Below are 20,685 nucleotides of genomic sequence, written 5' to 3' on the forward strand. Positions count from 1 at the left end.
TGGCAGTGACTGCCAGACGACGTTGACCCAGGAGAACTTCCGTGACCGCCACCGCCTCCACCACCGCGCCGGACCCCGTCCGCCCGTCCGTGCCTCCGGGCGTCCGGGTCGGGCCGCTCGTGGCCCTGCTCGTCGGCTCCGCCTTCGTGGTGATCCTCAACGAGACGATCATGGGCGTCGCGCTGCCCGAGCTGATGCGGGAGTTCGACGTCCCGGCCAGCAGCGCCCAGTGGCTGACCACGGCCTTCCTGCTCACGATGGCGGTGGTCATCCCCGTGACGGGCTGGCTGCTCCGCCGCTTCACGCTCCGCCAGGTCTTCCTGGCGGCGATGGTCTCGTTCTCGATCGGCACCGCAGTGGCCGGCATGGCGCCGACGTTCGCCGTCCTCGTCCTCGCTCGCGTCGTCCAGGCGGTCGGCACCGCGCTGATGATGCCGCTGCTGATGACCACCATCCTCACCGTCGTCGCACCGGAGCGCCGCGGCCGGATGATGGGCACCATCTCGATCGTCATCTCCGTGGCGCCGGCCGTGGGGCCGACCATCTCCGGCCTCGTCCTGGACCAGCTCAGCTGGCGCTGGATGTTCTGGCTGGTGCTGCCGATCGCGCTGCTGTCCCTCGGGCTGGGCGCACTGTGGGTCCGCAACATCGGCGAGCCGGTGAGGTCGTCCCTGGACGTCGCGTCCGTCGTGCTCTCGGCCCTGGCCTTCGGTGGGCTGGTCTACGGGCTCAGCAGCATCGGTGAGTCGGCGTCCGGCCACAGCCCGGTCCCGCCGTGGCTGCCGCTGGTCGTCGGCGCGACGGCGCTGGCGGGCTTCGTCGTCCGGCAGCTGCGGCTCCAGGACCGCGCGCTGCTCGACCTGCGCACCTTCGCCAGCCGCACCTTCTCCGTGGCCGCGCTGCTCATCGCGGTGAGCATGATGGCGCTGTTCGGCACCCTGATCCTGCTGCCGATCTACCTGCAGTCCGTGCTCGGCCTGTCCACCCTCGAGACCGGTCTCGTGCTGCTCCCGGGCGGGCTCGTCATGGGGCTGCTGGCTCCGGTCGTCGGTCGGCTGTTCGACCGCGTCGGTCCGCGACCCCTGATCGCACCGGGCGCCGCCGTCACCTCCGCCGCGCTCTGGCTGATGACGAGCTTCGACCAGACCACGGCCCAGGGCCCGGTCGTCGCCGTCCACGTGCTGCTGAGCGTCGGGCTCGCCCTGATGTTCACCCCGCTGCTGACCTCGGCGCTCGGGTCGCTCCCCCCGCAGCTCTACTCCCACGGCAGCGCCACCGTCTCCACGCTCCAGCAGGTCGCGGGCGCCGCGGGCACGGCGCTGTTCGTCACGGTGCTGACCCGACAGCAGGTCTCCGGCCAGGAGGCCGGCGCCAGCCTCGTCCAGGCCACGGCCGACGGGGTCCACACCGCCTTCACGTACGGCGGCGTGATCTCGGCCGTCGCCGTGCTGGTGGCGCTCGCGGTGCGTCACCAGAGGACCGACGCCTGAGCGGCCCCCGGGCCGGCGGGTCGGGTCTCGGCCCCGGGGGTCAACCCGCGCGACCGGCCCACCAGGACCCGACCACGTCCACCACGGGCCCGGGGGAGCGGACCCAGGTGATGTGGTCGTTGGAACCGCCGGTGGGCACGTCGACGTCGCGGTAGTGCCACCGGGTGACGGCCTCGGGCTCGAACAGTCGTCGTGCGAACGCGTCGACGGCGCGGGCCGGCGCGAGGTCGTCCCCGGCGAGGCTGATCGCCAGCGTCGGGGTCGCGATGCGCCCCTCGACGGGGTACGGCGGCCGGCCGGTGAGGGCCATCCGCCCCCATTCCCGCATCAGGGTGCGCGCTCCCGGGCCCCCGAAGGCCGGCCGGGGAAGGTAGCCGAACGCGGTGGTCAGCGTGGGTACGACGAGGGCTCCCATGGCGGCGATGTGCAGTCCGGCGTACGGGTAGTCGCGGAAGTGCGGCAGGCAACCACCTACGGTGACCAGCCCGTCGACCGGTGGTCGGGTGAGCTCGTGCCCGGCGGCGAGCTGGCCGCCCAGGCTGTGCCCCAGCAGCAGCACCGGTCTCCGGGGCCGCTCCGCGCGGGCCCGCGCGACCGCGGCGGCGATGTCCTCGATCTCGTCGAGGTAGGACCAGTCGTGGGCCCGACCCGCCCGGGGCTGGCCGGGCTCGAAGCCGCGCCGGGGCAGCGCGCGCGCCTCCCACCCGCGCGCCTCGAGCGCCTCGACGAGCGGCCGGTAGTACGCCGACCCGATGGCCATCGCGGGCGCCACCAGCACGGTCGGGGCGGGTCTCACCGGGCTGCCTCCTGCTGTCGCAGCACCCACCAGGTCACCGCTCTCTCGTCGTCGGCTCGCGCCGCCAGTCGCGCGCTGGAGCATGCCCATAGCCATTTGTGACTAGAGCTGGGTAGTCCCTCTGACCAGCGAAGAGGGCGAACACGGGCCTGTTCGTCCACGGCTGGATCGTTGGAGAATGCCAGACGTGGCCGTCCCGCCTGGGGCGACTCGGGGCGCGGGGTCATCCTCGCGCGTACTCAGGGAGAGTCGTGTCAGGTGTCGCGGTGAACGTCGCGTGCGGGTCGGGGACCCGCGTGCGCGCTGCCGTGCGTGACGCTGGGTCCCTCCTCCTCCTGCTCGTGCTCTCGGTCGCCTGGTCCGGTGGCAACCTCGTCCTCGCGTTCGCGAGCGGCGCGGGACACGGCCCGGAGCTCCTCGTCGCGAGCAGCGCGCCCGGCGAACCCGTCGGACCTGAGGCCTCCCTGGGCGAAGGTCAGCTCGCCGGTGCCGTCTCGCAGGCCAAGGCCGACTGGCTCGCCGTCAGGCCCTCGGCCGACCTCTCCTCGGTCTCCGTCGCGATCGCCGACCTCCCCGGGCTGACGCTCGGCGCGCAGGGCGGCAGCAGCGTGACGATCGACGCCGACGCCGCCGGGTGGGGGTGGCAGGCCATGGACCTCACCACCGTGGTCCGCCACGAGATCGGTCACGTCCTGGGACTCGGGCACGGCGGCGGCCTGATGAGTCCGTCGCTGGCGCCGGGTGCCTCGCACTCCGTCGGCCCCGAGTACGCCGAGCCGGAGACCGCGGTCACCCCGCCGGCCGACGTCGAGCCCTCGACCCCGGAGACCGAGCACAGCACCGGGTCGACCGGGACGGTCGACGCCCCGGCACCGGACTCCAGCACGGGTGCCGGGTCCACCGGGACCGGCCCCTCGACCGGCCCCTCGACCGGCCCCTCGACCGGCTCGTCGGAGCCGACGAGCGGCGCCGAGCCCGCGCCCGCGCCTGTCGCGCCGATGACCATGCCGGAGCCGGTGAAGGTCCCGGTCAGCTCGGGGCTCTCCACCGCCGGTCTCGACACCACCGGGTTGTCGACCGGGTCGCTCGGCTTCCTCGACGAGCCCGTGACGGTGACCTCGGTGACCTCGGGGGCCGCCGGCCTCGGGATCCTGGCGACCGGGGCGACGGCCGGTGACGACGTCATCACGGTCGTCGCGACCGGTGGCGGCAGCTACGACGTCCTGGTCGGTGGGGACGTCGTGGGCTCGGTCTCCGGATCGGGGACCTTCACGCTCGACGGCCTGGGTGGGATGGACGTGCTGGTCGGGCCGGACGTGGCCAGCACCTGGACGATCACCGGCGTGAACGCCGGGATCCTCGAGCTCGTGGGTGGCGCCAGGATCGCCTTCTCCGACGTCGAAGGCCTCACGGGCGCGGCCACGGCCGCCGACGAGTTCCGGTTCGAGGAGCACGCCGGCCTCGGCGGACTGGTGGACGACGGAGCGGGACAGCTGACCGTCACGGTCGCCGGGTTCGTGCGCGTCCGCGGCGACTACGGCTTCGAGCGCGAGGACTACTCCGCGACCACCAACCAGGGCGGCACCGTCGCCGCCAGCCTGCTGAAGCTCGCGGGCACCTCGGGTTCTGGCTTCGTCGGGACCCAGGTCCTGGGCGTCGACCTGGGCATGAGCGGCACCCTGACGAACTTCCTCCTGGCCGTCATCACCGCGGCCGACCAGGCCTGGCACGCCTTCTCCGGAACGCTGACCAGCCCCACCGCCGCTCTCGGGTTCACCGACCTCGAGCTGGGGCTCGACTCGGTCACGGTCTCGGTCAACACGAGGTCGGCCGACGACTCGTGGTTGAACCTCCTCGCCGACCCGATCACCTCCACCGGTGCCACGACCGCTGTTCTCGACATGAACAGCGCATTCGTCTCGGCGACCGCCCCGGTCCGCATGAGCCTCGGCGACTTCCTCTTCGTGTCCGGCAACATCACGATGACCAGGGGAGGCCCCGACAAGGTCGACATCAGCACGGGCCTGGACGGTGTCACAGGCATCCCCCAGGCCCTCCAGGACGTCGCGGTGTACGCCGACAAGGCTGCGGCTGCTGGCCGGCTCGGACGGAGCGCAGACCACACCGAGCTCTGGAACGTCAGCGTCACCTCCATCCAGTTCGCCTTCACGAACGCCACGGCGTTCATCGGGAGCGGCTTCCCGGGCGACACGGACGGGGTCATCAGCAAGGCGGAGGTCACGGCAGCCGGGGCCCTGGGCATCTTCGCCGGCGGGGTCAACCTCGCCTTCGTCCTGCTGACGCCGCTCGGCGGCATGCCCCTGACGACTCGCTTCCTGGGCATGAAGGGTCAGGTCGGCAGCTTCGACCTGGTCGGATTGGGTGACTTCTTCAGCCTGTCCCTCAGCGACCTCGAGATCCAGGCGAACCACGGCACCCGGATCGTCAGCGGCCAGGGCCAGGCTGCGGTCGTCGACTGGGTCTCCTCGTTCCCGGCCGCGGAGGCGGCGGAGGACCCGGAGGCAGTCACCGAGGGCGACCCGGCTCCGCAGGGCTACCAGATCTTCATCGGCGGGACCGACCCGCCGGTCCTCTTCCTCGACTCCACCAGCTCCACCATCGGCATCTCAGCAGACAAGGCCGTGCTGTCCATCGGCAGCTTCGTCCACATCGCCGGCCGCTTCGCCCTCGAGCAGGGCGCCGTCCACAAGGTCGACATCGAGGTCGAGGACCTCGAACAGTCCCTGATCGACGAGATCCGCGGCCAGATCACCGACAACACCGCCAGCGCGGACCCCGATGACGGGACCCTGGCCACCAACGACGACGTCTCCTTCATCTGGAACGTCCCGGTGAGCACGATGCTCCTCGGCATCTCCGACGGCAGCGTGTTCGTCGGGTACAACCCCGGCGGCTTCCCCGAGGCCGACGACCTCGAGCTCCCGCTGTCGGCGGACGACCTGGCCGAGGGCGCGATCGGACTCCTCGGCAGCGGGATCACCATGGGCCTGGTGCTCGCCACCCCGCTCACCGGGACGGGCAGCTTCGCCGCCGCCTCCAAGCTCCCCAGCTTCCTCGCGGTCCGCGTGGACGTCGCGTCGTTCACCTTCCCCGGCCTGCCCACCGACGTCATCGACTTCTACCTCGAGGGCATCCGGGTCGAGGTCAACCGGGGCGGCAAGGTCGGCACCGACACGACCTCGAACGCGACGGTCGACTGGGCCGCCTCCTTCCCCGACGGCGACCCCGGACTCGCCATCGAGACCGGCGGCGACGCCGTCGTCATCGACTTCGAGGACCCGGTCATCGCGGTCCGCGCCGACCTGGTGGTCCTCTCCATCTCCAACTTCGTCCACATCTCCGGCGGCTTCTCGCTCGAGGTGGGCGGCGACGAGGACGTGGTCGTCAAGACCGGCGGCCTGACCCCTGGGCAGGGCACCGCGCTCGGCACGGCGATCAACGACGCCGGTGCCGGCACCGCCGCGGCCGACGGCTCGGAGATCGTCGGCCTGAGCGTCGGCACGATCCTGGTCGGCATCTCCCACGCCAACGTCTTCGTCGGCTACGAGCCGACGCACGACGACGGCACCAGGTTCGCGCTGGACGAGGACGGGACGCTCGTCCTGTCCCCCGACGCGGTCGGTCTGGTCGCCACCGGGATCGACGTCGGCCTCGTCCTGGCCAGCGTCCCGGGCCCGATCGGGAACGCTGCCAGCGGTTACCGCTTCTCGACCTTCTACGCCCTGCGCGCCGAGGTCGGCCTGCTCCAGCCGGTCGGCATCCCCGAGGACGTGTTCACGCTGTCCTTCGAGGACGTCCTGCTCGAGGTCAACGGCGGCGGCGTGATCCGCAAGGCCGGCGTGCCGCTGAGCCAGGCCGTCACCGGTCGGGCGACGTCCACCGCGTGGATCGACTGGGAGGCCAGCTTCCCGGACGAGAACGGCGACACCGACGACCCGCCGGCCGGGCTCGCCGTGCCGACGGGGACCACGACCGACCCGGTGTACATCGACTTCGACGACCCGGTGATCGGCATCTCCGCCGGTCGCGTCACGCTCGCGATCTCGCAGTTCGTCTTCATCCAGGGAGGGTTCTCCTTCCGCAAGGGCGAGCGTGAGCTCGTCAACGTGCGGACCTCCGGACTGAACGCCGCAGCAGCCAGCCTGCTCGCCGGCAGGATCCCCGGTGCAGCCGTGGAGTCCGACCCCGGTGACACCCTGGGCCACAACGCCGGCGCATCGATCATCTGGAACCTGCCGGTCATCACGACCACGTTCGGCATCAGCAACGCCGCGGTCTTCATCGGCTACAACCCCGACCCGACGCGCGACGACCCGGACAACGCCGACTACGACCCGGCCAAGCGGTTCTCGGTCGACGACGACGGCAACCTGGTCCTGTCGCCCGACGCCGTCGGCTTCGCCGCCTCGGGCATCCAGGTCGGCATGGTCTTCGCCACGGCCGAGGCCGGCGTCGTCGCCGGCTACAACTTCAGCACCTTCATCGGCATCTCGGCCTACATCGGCTCGGTCGACATCCTCGGCCTGCCGTCCGAGCTCGGGCTCGAGCTCAAGGGCATCAAGCTGTCGGTCAACACCGGAGGGGCGATCCGGACCGGCCCGGCCCCAGGCACGGCGATCCCGCTCAGCAAGGCGGTCGTCGACTGGCTCTCGAGCTTCCCGGACCCCGACGGCGCCGACAACCCGCTCACCGACGACCGCGACGACACGACCGACGAGGACGTCGAGGGTGGTCCGCTCGAGGCCGGCCTGGAGATCCCGACGGGCCCGGGCAACGACCCCGTCCACATCGACTACCGCGGTCAGCTGTTCGGTCTCTCCGCCAGCCTGGTGACGCTGTCCATCTCCGACTTCGTCTACATCCGCGGCGGCTTCTCCTTCGAGAAGGGTGGCAACACCTACCTCGACGTCCGCACCAGCGGACTCACCACCGGCCGGGGCCTCGCGACCGCGCTGAACGGCGCCAAGGGGCCTGCCGCGGAGGACCCGGGGACCAACCAGACCCGAGCCACGGTCGACGGCAGCACGATCTGGAACGTCCCCGTCCTGACCACGATGATCGGCATCTCGAACGCCTCGCTCTTCGTGGGCTACAACCCCAACGCCGACGGCACCGAGGGCACGTCGTTCGACGCGGGGGAGGACGGGATCCTCGACGAGGACGACCTCTCCGCCGACGCGATCGGGCTCCTGGCCAACGGCATCAACGTCGGCATCGTCATCGCCAAGGTGTCCCCGGACGCGCCCGTGTCCCTGCGGAACGGCGCCTTCGCGCTGCCGACCTTCATGGCGGTCGGCGCCGAGGTGGCCCTCCTGACCCCGGTCGGGCTGCCCGACGAGCTCGTCTTCCGCTTCGAGGACATCGGCCTCTCGGTGAACAAGGGCGGACAGGTCGGGACGCTCGCCGGCTCCAGGTCGTGGGTGGACTGGGCCTCGAGCTTCCCCGAAGAGCTCAACCAGGACGGGTCGGTGGCCAAGCCCGCCGGTCTGCTGGTGCCCACCGGCACCGGCAACGTCCCGGTGCTCATCGACTTCGACGACCCGATCATCGGTGTCTCCGCCGGGCGCGTGGTGATCTCGATCTACAACTTCGTGCACATCTCGGGCGGGTTCGCCTTCGAGAAGGGCGGACTGGAGACGGTGGAGATCAACACCGGGCTGGAGCTCGTCGGTCCCGGGGCCCCAGGCTGCGTGCTGCTCAAGGCGGCGGTCGTCGTGGCGACGACGATCCCGAACGCCGACACGGTCGCGCTCAGCGACGACTGCACGACCCTGACCGGTGCCCAGGTCGAGACCATCAAGGTCGGCGTCCACAACGCCAGCATCTTCGTGGGCTACAACCCCAACCCGGTCTGCGCCGAGGGCGTGGCGACCTGCCCCGTGTTCGACACCGGCGACGACGGCGTGCTCCAGACCTCGGAGCTCGCACCCGGCGCCGTCGGTTTCCTCGGCGGAGGGATCAACCTGGGCTTCGTGTTCGCCACCCTGGTGCGTGGGGCCTTCACGACAGCGCTCGGGGCCGGCAAGGCCCCGTCCTTCTACACGGTCAAGGCCCACGTCGGCGAGCTCGGCCTGGTCGGCGTGCCCGGCATCGAGCTCATGGCCAAGGGCGCCGAGGTCAACGTCAACAGCGCCACCAAGAAGTGGAACGGGGGCCCGGGCGCGCTCTCACCACCGGCCATCAACTGGGCCGCCAGCCTGCCCGCGGACGAGGACACCGACACCCCCGCCGGCCTCGAGATCCCCACTGGTGGCAGCAACCCGTCGATCTACCTCGACGCCGAGGGCTTCGTCATCGGCGGCGGCGCGAACCACTTCACCCTGCAGATCTCCGATTTCGTCTACCTCGCCGGCAGCTTCTACTTCGAGTACGGCACCGTCCGCACCATGCCGCTCACCAACGGCATCGTGAGCACCGACCTGCTGCAGAAGGTCGTCGACGCCGGTGCCGCTCCCGGCTTGGGGGACTACCTCGGCCTCGAGAAGAAGGAGCTGCAGTTCCTCACCATCGGCGCACAGGACGTCCGCGCCTTCGTCGGCCTCAACGGGCCCTACTGGACCGACGCCGACGAGGACGGCGAGCTCGACCGTGACGACGCCGGCGAGCTCATCGTCAACGACGACGCCGTCGGTCTGGTCCTCGACGACGTCGACTTCGCCCTGGCGATGATGACGCCGACCAACCGCCTCGACCCGATCCGCTACATCGCCCTCCAGGCGAGTGCCGCGGAGGTCGCGCTGGTCGGCATCGACGGCCTCGTCCTCTCCGGCAAGGGCCTCGAGATCGAGCTCAACATCTCCACCCCGCTGCTCTACGGCCTCCCCGTCCTGCCCGTCGTGGACTTCGGCGCCTACGCCGAGGCCAACGCCGACGAACCGTTCGCGGTGACCGTGGGTGCGCCGGCCGAGTTCGGCGGCGACGCCATCGTGGTGCCGTTCACCTACGACACACCGCTGATCCGCGCCGTCGCGGCCGACATCGACCTCGACGTCTTCGGTGTCCTGGCCCTCCGCGGCAGCATCGCGTTCGAGCTCGGCCGCACCGCCGACGTGACGCTGGCCGACGGGACCGTGGTGACCGGCGTGACGACCATGACCATCGGGGGAGCGAACCTCCTCGGCTTCGTCGGCATCGACGGACCCTCCTGGCAGACCGACGCCGAGGGCGACGTGATCTGGGTCGACGAGGCCGGCAACGCGTGCACACCCAGCGCGACGGTCGACTGCCAGATCGTGCGCAACACCGGCGCGGTCGGACTGTCCATCGAGGACCTCGACTTCGGCATCTTCGTCGGCGTCAAGGCGGACCCGACCAACCCGGCGGTCTACGTCGCGGCCGACGTCCGCGCCGACGCCGTCGGCCTGGTCGGGCTGCCCGCCGGCGTCGCCCTGAGCGGGACCCTGGCGATCGCACTCAACCTCGGGCTCCTGGTGAGCGGCGCGTCGAGCTCGCTCTCGGCGATCAACTTCAAGGAGAGCTTCCACCACGACCCGGACGGCGAGCAGGGCGAGGAGCCCGAGACCGGGCCGTGCACCTCCGAGTGGGGCGACGAGGACCCCGACTGCGACGACGTCGCCGGTCTGGCGGTCCCGACCGGGAACCTCGCCAACCCCGTCGTGCTCGACTTCGAGAAGACGTTCGTCAGCATCCAGGTCGCCGGTGTCCTCGCGCTCGGCTCCTACCTCCGCGCCGACGGTGTGTTCTACCTCGACGTCAACGACGAGGGCCTGAAGCTCCTCGTGGTCGCTTCGCTGCAGATCGGGCCGGACATCGGCAAGCCGGACGGCGGGCGCCTGCTCGAGGCCGGCGCGGTCGGCGTGGTCGTGATCAACGGTGACGGTGTCGCTGCTGACCTCAACGTCGAGATGACGATCGGCAACGCCAGTGTCGGCATCCAGCTCTCCGCCGAGGCCCGGCTGGTCATGAACACCACGGGCGCGGACGTGTCGCTGGAGATCCCCGACACCCTGTGGGGCTTCCTGCAGGACCTGAAGGACGGCACGAGCCCGACCGGCGGCACGCTGACTCCCCCGAGTGGCACGGACAGCATGACCGGTGAGTTCCTGGACCGTCTCGTGGACTGCGGCTCGGCTGACAGCGACGCCGACGACGACCGCTGCTACGTCATCTCCGGCCAGGCTCCGCGCTTGATCGACGCCTCCAACGTCGACGAGGCCACGATCAACGCGCTGCTCGGCAACGGCGGAACGATCACCCCCACGACCGCGGCCGGCCCCTACCTCACCGTCGTTCTCACCGGAAAGCTCACGATCGTCGGGTTCGCGGACGCCTACGGCCTCGTCGCCGTGTCCCTGCGCGACGGCGCCTTCGAGATGGTCGTGTCGGTGAGGTTCCAGCTCGGCGCGAGCCAGAACACCTCGATCAACGTCAACGCCGAGGGCAAGCTCGGCCTGTACGCCGACGGCGTCCTCCTGGACGTGGACGTCACCGTCAAGGCCAACCTGCTGTCCCTCTTCGACCTCGACGTGCGCGGCAAGCTGACCATCGACACCACCGTCAAGGACGGCACGGACCGCGACAGCTACTTCCACCTGAACCTCACCGGCAACGTCCAGGTCCTCAAGCTGATCACGCTCAGCGGCAGCCTCGACATCGCGGTGTCGGACAAGAAGTGGGCCGTCCAGGCCAGCCTGGGGGCGAAGTTCGGACCGCTGTCGATGTCCGCGAGCGGGTTCATCCTGTCGACCGGCACGTTCAGCTTCGACCTCCAGGGCAACATCGACCTGACCATCGCCGGCACGGGCATCAGGGGCTACCTCTACGCGCACGCCTCCTTCTGCAACCACGAAGCCAGCGCGGAGAGTGGCAACAACAAGTGCATCGACGAGGAGAACCCCAGCCTCTCGACCTTCGGCGCCGACGGCGGCACCCGTGTCTTCCGGATCGCCCTGGGCGGCGGCGTCGACGTCAAGCTCTTCGGCATCACCCTCGCGGGAGCCGACATCTCCTTCACGGGCGAAGCCGGCCTGGGCGGCCGGATCACCGTCAAGGCCAAGTTCACGGTCAAGATCCTGTTCGTCAAGAAGTCCGTGACCATCACGATCGCGGACTTCTGGCTCCCGGTGTCGCTGGTCAACGGCGACGCCCCACCGCCGAAGCTCGCCACCTTGCAGCCCGGCGGCGTGCTGCGGCTCAACGTCGGGGCCCACGCCGACCAGCGGGGGGTGTCGCAGACCGAGACGGTCGAGGAGTACGTCGTACGCCGCGACGGCGCCGTGATCGTGGTCTCCGCCTTCGGCTACGAGGAGCGCTTCAGCGGCGTCACCAGCATCGTGGGTGACTTCGGCAGCGGCAACGACACCTTCACCGCCTTCAACGAGCTCAACGTCCCGGCCACGATCCGCGGCGGTGCCGGCAACGACTTCCTCGCCTTCTCCAGCGCCACCACCAGCTGCTCGGGCACCGGCAACCAGGCCACCCTGCACGGCGACGAGGGCAACGACGACCTGCGCGGCGGCTCCTGCGCCGACCTCCTCGACGGCGGTGTCGGCAACGACTACCTCGACGGCGGCGCCGGGGTGGACACGATGGTCGGCGCCGACGGTGACGACGTCTTCTACGGCTACGTCGCCGAGGTGATGAACGAGACGATCTCGGCCGGCGCGGGCACCGACACCTTCGAGCTGATCGGCACCCCCGGCGCCGACACGATGACGGTCGGCGTCCGCAACGGCGGGGTCCGGATCGGCTACGGGTCCGGCAACCTCGACCTGGCCGAGTTCGAGAGCCTGGTGCTGCGCACCCAGGGCGGCGACACGCTCACCCTGAGCGGCGACCTGAGGACGGTGGGCATCCAGAACGTGAGCATCGGCTTCGGCATGACGCACCTCGCCCCGAACGAGGCGACCGTGTGCGACGCGACCGAGGCGGCCACGAACCCCAGGCCGACCGACTGCACCGACACCGTGACCGTGCTCGGCGGGGCGGACACCGTGACGGTGAACCTGCTCGACACCGGCGACGTCCTGACCGTGACCGGCAGCATGGCGGCCCCGCTGGCGGTCCTGTCGCGCGGCTCGGGCGCGCTGGTGGTCGAGAACGCCGCGCCGGACGCGAACGACCCGACGCCCGACGTCTCCACCACGACCATGGTCTGGCAGGGCGGCTACACGCTGACCCTCAGCGGCTCGAGCCTCGCGACCGGCGAGCGCGACCAGCTCAACGTCAACACCCTCGGTGGTGACGACCTGCTGCGTCTCACGTCGCTGCAGATCGGCAGCGCCTTCGACCTGGGATCCGGGAACGACGTCGTGAAGGTCGGCACCCAGGCGACCGGCACCCACACCGGGGGCACCCTCGACGCGATCGCCGCCCCCCTGAGCATCGCCGGATCCACGGGCACCGACTCCCTCGACGTCGACGACAGCGGCGACACCGCGGCCAACACCGGGACCTTGACGTCGACCAAGCTCAGCGGCCTCGGCCTGCACGGCGAGGGGCTGGCGTACTCCGGCACCGAGACCCTGGTCATCCGCCTCGGCAGCGGCGCCGACCGGTTCACGGTCACCTCGACCTACTCGGGCGCCACGACGACCCTGTCCGCCGGGGTCGGCAACGACACGGTTGACGTCACCGACGCCTCGGGCAGCTTCGTCCTCGACGGCGGCGACGGCACCGACACGATCACGATCGCCGACACGCACGCGGTCACCACGGTCAACGGCGGCAGGGGCAACGACACGATCACCCTGGTCGACGCCCACGCGGTCACCGCGATCGACGGCGGCGACGACGCGGACACGATCACGATCAAGGACACCCACGCAGGGCTGACCGTCCATGGCGGCAACGGCGCCGATGTCGTCCGGATCCTGGCGCTGCACGCGGCGACGGAGGCCTACGGCGACGCGGGCAACGACACCTTCATCGTCGGCAGCCTGGCGCCGACCCTGGGCGGCACCCTCGACCTCATCGCGGCCTACCTCAAGATCAGCGGCGGCGCCGGCACGGACTCGGTGCAGCTCGACGACTCCGGTGACGCCACCGGCGACATCGGCTACGTGACGAAGGACCGCCTGGCCGGGCTCGGCATGACGATCGACGCGGGCCGCACCGCAGCCAAGCCCGCCTGGTCGATCACGGTGCGCAACGCTGCGAACGGCACCTTCACCCTCACCCTCCTCGGTGTCACCACCGGTGCGATCGCCTTCGACGCCAAGGCCAAGGCAGTCCAGGAGGCGATCAACACTGCCCTGGGTGGCAGCCTCGTCACGGTCACGCGCTCCCCGGTGACCCGCGCGGGTGGGATCACCTACCTGATCCGCTGGGTCGGGGCGTTCACCGGCGCACCACCGGCGGCGAGCATCGATGGTTCCGGCCTCGTGGCCGTGTCCGGCACCACCTCGAGCATCACGCTCGCGACGATGACCAGCGGCTACATCGACTACGACACCTTCGAGACCTTCTCCCTCGGCCTCGGCTCCGGTGACGACCTCTTCGACATCGACTCCACGCAGACCGGACCCTCCGGCCTCACCTCCGTGGACTCCGGCGCAGGAGACGACGTCCTCACCGTCGAGACGACCTCCGGCCCCACCCTGGTCCAGGGCGGCGCCGGCGCCGACAGCATCTCGGTCAACGCCGTCCCCGATGCCGACGGTGCGACCAACGGCCTGGCCGGTGGCGCCAGCAGCAGCCCGGCCAACGCCCTGACCCTCGTCGGCGGCGCCGGCTCGGACACCTACACGGTGTCGGTGTGGAGCAACGGCAGCTCGCGCATCGTGGTGGCCGACGGCACCGACGACGGCGCCAGCAACACCCTCGTCGTCAACGGCAGCACCGCGGGCGACACCTTCCTGCTCCGCGCGGGCGTCGTGGCCGCCCTCAACACGCCGCTCGGCGGCACGGCCGGGATCCAGCGGAGCTTCGGCGGCGCCGAGCTGATCACCTACGACACCACGATCAACGCCGGCCTCGCGGTCAACGGGCTCACCGGCAACGACGTCTTCGCCCTCGACGACAACTCCACGAGCACCGTGATCAACGGCGGCGCCGGCGACGACAGCTTCTTCGTCGGCCAGATTTACGGCGACGTCGTCCGCTTCGACCCGGAGTTCCAGCCGGTGCTCACCGACACCACGCGTGGCCAGCTGACCAACGGCGTCAGCCATGCCACCACCATCAACGGCGGCACCGGCGACGACCTGTTCAGCATCCTGCGCAACCGTGCTGCCCTCCAGGTCAACGGCGAGGCCGGCGACGACACCTTCGTCATCCGCACCTTCCTGCTCGAGAGCGACCCGACGAGCGACGCCCTGTCCAAGGTGAGCACCGGGTCCGGAGCCGACCTGGTCTCCTACGTGATGAACGCCCCGGTGGCCGTGGACGGCGGTGACGGGTTCGACACCCTGGTCATCATCGGCACCGAGGCCGACGACGTCTTCGTGATCAGCAGGGACGGCATCTGGGGCGGTGGTCGCTTCGTCTCCTTCGTGGGCGTCGAGAAGGTGGACGTGGACGGCGCCGAGGGCGACGACCTGTTCGTCGTGCTCTCGACCAGCCCGACGGTGCAGACGCGTCTCTTCGGTGGTCTGGGCAGCGACACCATCCTGGTCGGCTCCGCGGCACCGATCGCGGTCGCCGACGACCTGCAGGGCCACAGCGGGATCATCGAGCACAGCGTCGAGAGCACGGTCGGCAGCTGGAACAGCATCCCCGTCGACGGCGTCGGCGCGGAGATCACCGACGACGACACCCCCGCCGTGGTCATCACACCCACGCGGGGGAGCACCATCGTCCGGGAGCGCGGCGGCCACGACGTCTACACGGTCCGACTGACCAGGGCGCCGTCCAGCGCGGTCCGGATCACGGTGTCCGCCCCGCTGCTGTCGCCCGACGACGAGGACGCCCGGATCCGCACCGTGCTGGTGTCCTTCGACCGCGGCGCGACGTGGGCCGCCTCGGCCACCGCGACCTTCGACGCTGCGACCATGTCGCGCGAGGTGTGGGTCAAGGCGATCGACGACCTGGCCGCGGAGAGCGACCGCTTCGTCGTGCTCCAGCACCTCGTGGTGCAGAGCGGCGGCAGCCGCGAGTACGACGGCCTGGTCCTGCCGAACGCGGTCGTGCGCCTGATCGACGACGACCGCCCGGCCGTGACCGTCATCGCGGCGAACCCGGTCCGGGTAGCCGAGGGCGGCGATGCGCCCTCGTCGTACACGCTCGACCTGGCCAAGGCACCCGCCTCCCCGGTGACGGTCCGTGTGAGCGCCGGACCGCAGACCCGGGTGAGCCTCGACGGCGTGACGTGGAGCCGCTCGGTCGACGTGAGGTTCGAGGCCGCGAACGTGCCGGTGACCATCTACGTCCAGGGCCTCGACGACAGCGCGATCGAGGGCTCGGCGTACGACGCGATCACCCACACCGTCCTGACCGGCGACGGGGCGGGCTACACCACCGGCCTCGAGATCGCGCCGGTCACCGTGCTCGTCGACGACGACGACACCCCGACCGTCCGGGTCATCGAGACCGACGGCGGCACCCACGTGGTGGAGGCCGGCGACACCGACAGCTACGAGGTCGTGCTCGGCTCCAACCCCTGCGCCGGTGCGACGACGGGCACCTGCACCGTCACGGTCACGGCCACGGCGAAGCCGACCAGCACCCGGATCGGCAGCAAGATCCGCAACGAGGTGCAGGTCGAGGTCAGCGTCGACGGCATCAACTGGGGCACCAGCGTCAACCTGGTCTTCGACGTCACCAGCTGGAACGTCCCCCGCACCGTGCTGGTGCGCGCCAGGAACGACGCCTACGTCGACGGCAGCGACTACCAGGCGTTCGCCCCGACCTCGATCAGCCGGATCAACCAGGTCCAGGGCCCGCTGTTCGTGTTCGGCGGGGAGAACCCCAACGCCGCCTACACGATCCCGCCGCCGGTCATGCTCCCGGGCGAGAGCTCGCAGGAGCTGGTGACCACCCCGAACCCGTCCCTGGACGTGATCGAGGGCAAACAGGTCGACACCCTGGTCCTCGACAACGGCAACGACGTCGCCGACGAGACGGGCTCGCTGACGTTCGACCCGACCGCCGCCGTCGACGGGATCATCGGCATCGGCACCGTGACCGGGCTCGGCATGGGCGGCCCGCGCACGATCGGCGGCCAGAGCATCGCCGGCGGCGTGACGTACGGCGACCTCGAGCGCCTGGTGGTCGACCTCGGCAAGGGCGTCGACACCTTCACCGTGGCCAGCACCCACACCGGCCGGACCGAGATCACCGGCGGCGCGGGCAACGACGTGATCACCGTCAAGACGACCTCGGGCTTCACCCGGATCGACGGCGACGCGGGCGACGACCGCTTCGTCATCGGCAACGCCGGCCTCCTCGACGACCTGGGCACGCTGCTGGTCCTGGCCGGTGGCGCCGGCACGGACAGCGCCACCCTCGACGACAGCGCGGAGACCGACGACCAGCTGGGCACGGTCACCCAGGAGACCGTCACCGGGCTGGACATGGTGGTCGACGGCGGCCGGGACAAGATCTACTCGGTGACCGTGGGCGGCACCGGCACCTTCACGATCACCCTCGCGGGCTTCCCGACCATCACCCTCGACAGGGCGGCCACGGCCGACCAGGTCCGGGCGGCGCTGCAGGCCGTGCTGTTCCCGAACCCGAGCTCCTGCGGCCTGCCGGCCGGGTCCACCGGCGCCAGCACCCCCGGCCGGGACAGCCGCTGCGCGCAAAGTGTCTACGTCTTCCGCGACGGCAACACGTTCGTCATCGGCTTCACCGGCGAGCTCGCCGGCGCAGCCGGCCCGGCCCTGACCTCCTCCATGACGGACCTGGCCCGCAACGACGGCGTGAACTACTACGCCCTGGAGAACCTCACGCTGAACCTCGGGTCGGGCGACGACGGCGTCAACGTCCGTGGCACGACCGCACGCACCAGGGTCGACGCGGGCGCGGGCGACGACCTGGTCTTCGTCTCCGACTCGGCCAACCTCGGCAACGTGGCCAACGTGCTCGACGCCGTCGACCTCGGCCACCTGCTCGCGGCGCTGAAGGCAGCCGCGACCACCCGCGACGTCGAAGCGCTCTTCGCGGCGCTCCTGCACGGCACCCTGACCACGGACGACCAGACCTTCACCGGCTCGCTCGACCTGGTCCAGGGCGCCCTGGACATCGACGCGGGCGCCGGGAGCAACACGCTCGCGGTCAGTGACCGGGGTGACAGGGACCGGGACAGCGGCTTCGTCGTCACCGGGAGCTCGATCAGCGGGCTCGCGCCGGCCACCATCGGCTACACGAGCACCGGCGGGGACCTCGCGGGCCAGGGCGTCTGGACCCGGAGCGCGGACTCCGGCCTCTTCGGCCGCGGCATCTCGGTCTTCCTCGGCTCCGGCGGCAACACCGGTCGGATCGACTCGGTCCGCGGTGGCGCGATCCCCACCTCGCCGTTCGGCGCCACCATCACCACGGTCTTCACCGGTGAGGGCAACGACACCGTCACGATCGAGGCCGACGCGCCCACCACCGGTGCCGCCCGGCTCGTGGTCCACGGTCAGGGTGGCAACGACACGATGGTGGCCGACCCCGCTGCGACGCAGCCCCTGGTCCTCCTGGGCGGCGCCGGCGCCGACACCCTCGGCGGCGGCGCGGCCGACGACCTGGTCTTCGGCGACACCGGCCGCGTCCACCACCTCGAGCCGGTCGGTGCCAGCGGCTACGCGATCGTCCTCGGCGGTGCCCCCGTCGCGGGGCACCTGACCAACCCCAGGACCGGCGCGACGGTCACCGGCGACGCCGCCTTCCTGACCGTGGACGTGCTGCGGACCGCCGAGACCGGGGTCGGCGACGCCGACATCCTGGCCGGCCGTGGTGGCAACGACGTCCTGCTCGGTGGCAAGGGCGGCGACACCGTCAACGGCGATGCAGGCAACGACCTGGTCCTCGGAGACTTCGGCTGGGTCGGCGCCCGGAGCAGCACCACCTTCGTCGACACCGCCCGGCTGCCGCTCTCGACGGCCCTCCACCCGTTCGCGTTCGTCTCGGTCGACCACAGGGACACCAACGGTGGCAACGACACGCTGTACGGCGACGCGGGCGGCGACATCATCCTGGGCCAGCAGGGGTCGGACCTCATCCGTGGCGGTGACGGCGACGACGACATCATCGGCGGCCACAACGTCGCCGGCGGCCTCGACGCCGGCGACTTCATCGGCAGCGGCGCCGGCAACGACGTCGTCGTCGGGGACAACGCCGAGGTCCTGCGCACCGGCTCGACGCTCAGCAGCCTGGTCCGGGTGCTGGTCGGCGACCGCCTCTACCTGCTCGACCCGATCACCCAGACCTGGTACGCCGGCAGCAGCGTCACCGGTGCCTCGCAGCTCGACCCGACCGCTGTCGAGGTGCGCTCGGTCGCCATCCTCGACCACGCGAGCACCACCGCGACCGACCTCTTCGGCGACGACGTCGTCGATGCCGGGACCGGCGACGACCGCGTGTTCGGCCAGCTCGGCAACGACACCCTGCAGGGTGGTGCCGGCTCCGACTACGTCGAGGGCAACGGCGGCAGCGACACCATCTACGGCGGGCTCGGCCAGGACGACCTGATCGGCGGCAGCTCGAACCTCTTCGGCCTGACGACCCCGGCGATGAGGCCTGACGGCTCCGACACGATCTACGGCGACACGGGCGCGGCCACCACCCGGAACCACCTGGGTGACGGCTCTGCGTCTGCCGACGCCGACGTGATGATCGGTGACAACGGCAACATCTACAAGATCGTCCGCAACGGTCAGTTCGCCTCGTTCACCTACCAGGCGCAGGTCGTCCCGCGCGTCGTCCAGCACCTCGACTACAGCCCGACCGGCGAGGCCGGCACCTACTGGCTGACGACGACCGACCGTGCGCGGCCCGTCAAGGTGACCGGCACCGGGACCAACATCGGCGGCGCGGACTTCCTGCACGGTGAGACCGGCAACGACGTCGTCCACGGCATGTCCGGCGACGACGCGATCTGGGGCGAGGCCGGCGATGACGACCTCTACGGCCAGGCCGGCAACGACTGGGTCTCCGGCGGCACCGGTGTCGACGGCGTCCTCGGTGACGACGGCCTGCTCCTGACCAGCCGTAACGGCAGCACCGACCCGCTGAACTACCGCGACGTCAAGACGACGCAGACCACCGTCACGAGCAACGGCCCCCACCACAGCGCCGTGGTCAACCCGACCGGCGCCCTGGTCAAGGTCGCCGACCTCGAGCCGTTCTACGTCGGCTACAACGACGTGATGTACGGCGGTCTCGGCAACGACTTCGTCCACGGCGGCGAGGGTGACGACGCGATCTCGGGCGGTGAGGCCCTCGCGGCCTACTACACCGCCGACCCGCTGGCGACCCTGGCGCTCTACTACCTCGACGACAACCCGCTCCAGTTCGGCTACTCCGACCCCGAGGAGTTCCGCCACTACGACGAGAACGACCCGATGCGCCAGGTCACGGTCTGCAAGGCCGGCGGCACCGCCTGCCTCCCGTTCCTGACCACGTCCGACGCCACCGGCGACGACGGCAACGACGCGCTCTTCGGTGACGGTGGCTCGGACTGGATGTCCGGCGGCACGGGCACCGACCACCTCTACGGTGGCTGGGGCAACGACCTCCTCGACGTCGACGACGACAAGACGACGGGCAACGGCTCGAACAGCAGGCCCGACACCGACACCAACGCCGACTACGCCTTCGGTGGCGCCGGGCGTGACGTGCTGGTCGCCAACACCAAGAGCGACCGGCTGATCGACTGGATCGGCGAGTTCAACTCCTACCTCGTCCCGTTCAACCCCTTCGGTGCCTCCACGGTCTGGCGGGCGTCGTCCCCGGCGGTGCGGCAGTTCCTCTACGACCTGTCCAAGGCCGACGGAGCCGACCAGACCCGTGCGCCGCTCGGTGCCCGCAACGGCGAGCCCTACGGCGAGCTCGGACTGACCAGCTCGGAGGACGCGGAGTGGGGCGCCCAGCACGGAGCGCCGGGAGACCCGCAGCCCGGCAACGGCGGCACCTTCGACGACGCCCTCGCGACCACCGGGACCTCGACCTACAGCGGCACCTCGACCACCACGGCCTTCAGCCCCAGCAGGACGCCCCTGGCGTCAGCGAGCGTGGTGCGCGGCACCAAGTCGGCGAACCTCAGCGTCACCTTGTCGACGAGGCTGACCACGACGTACCGGATCCTAGTGCAGGTCGCCGACCTGGACGGGCGGCTCACGACCGTGGGCACGCTCTCCATCGGCCCCAAGAGCACCAGCGAGTCGATCTCCGTCGCGTACGCCACCTACAGCGGGCTCACCTACGAGATGCTCTGGATGCCGTCGACCGACCCCGCCAGTCACGACCTGGTCCTGGTGCTCCGGCAAGTAGCCTGAC

The 20,685-nt window shown here is 70.8% G+C and carries 3 protein-coding genes; 2 read left to right on the forward strand and 1 reads right to left on the reverse strand.

The window, feature by feature from the left end; translation table 11 throughout:
* Positions 1-41: 41 nt before the first annotated feature.
* Positions 42-1,490, forward strand: a complete 1,449-nt coding sequence (locus ASG49_RS00505) for an MDR family MFS transporter (protein WP_082533678.1) — start codon at positions 42-44, stop codon at positions 1,488-1,490.
* Between the two features lie 40 nt (positions 1,491-1,530).
* Here the strand turns inward: ASG49_RS00505 and ASG49_RS00510 are convergent, their stop codons facing one another.
* Entirely contained in the window at positions 1,531-2,286 is a 756-nt protein-coding gene (locus ASG49_RS00510; RefSeq protein WP_235561842.1) for an alpha/beta fold hydrolase, read from the reverse strand.
* Positions 2,287-2,582: 296 nt separating this feature from the next.
* On the opposite strand from ASG49_RS00510, the gene ASG49_RS00515 reads away from it, so the two are divergent.
* Positions 2,583-20,684 carry a hypothetical protein gene (locus ASG49_RS00515; protein WP_156384134.1) on the forward strand — a complete coding sequence of 6,034 codons (18,102 nt, stop codon included), beginning with the start codon at positions 2,583-2,585 and terminating at the stop codon, positions 20,682-20,684.
* Position 20,685: the final 1 nt, after the last annotated feature.

It is taken from the genome of Marmoricola sp. Leaf446 (assembly GCF_001424755.1).
Lineage (GTDB): Bacteria > Actinomycetota > Actinomycetes > Propionibacteriales > Nocardioidaceae > Marmoricola.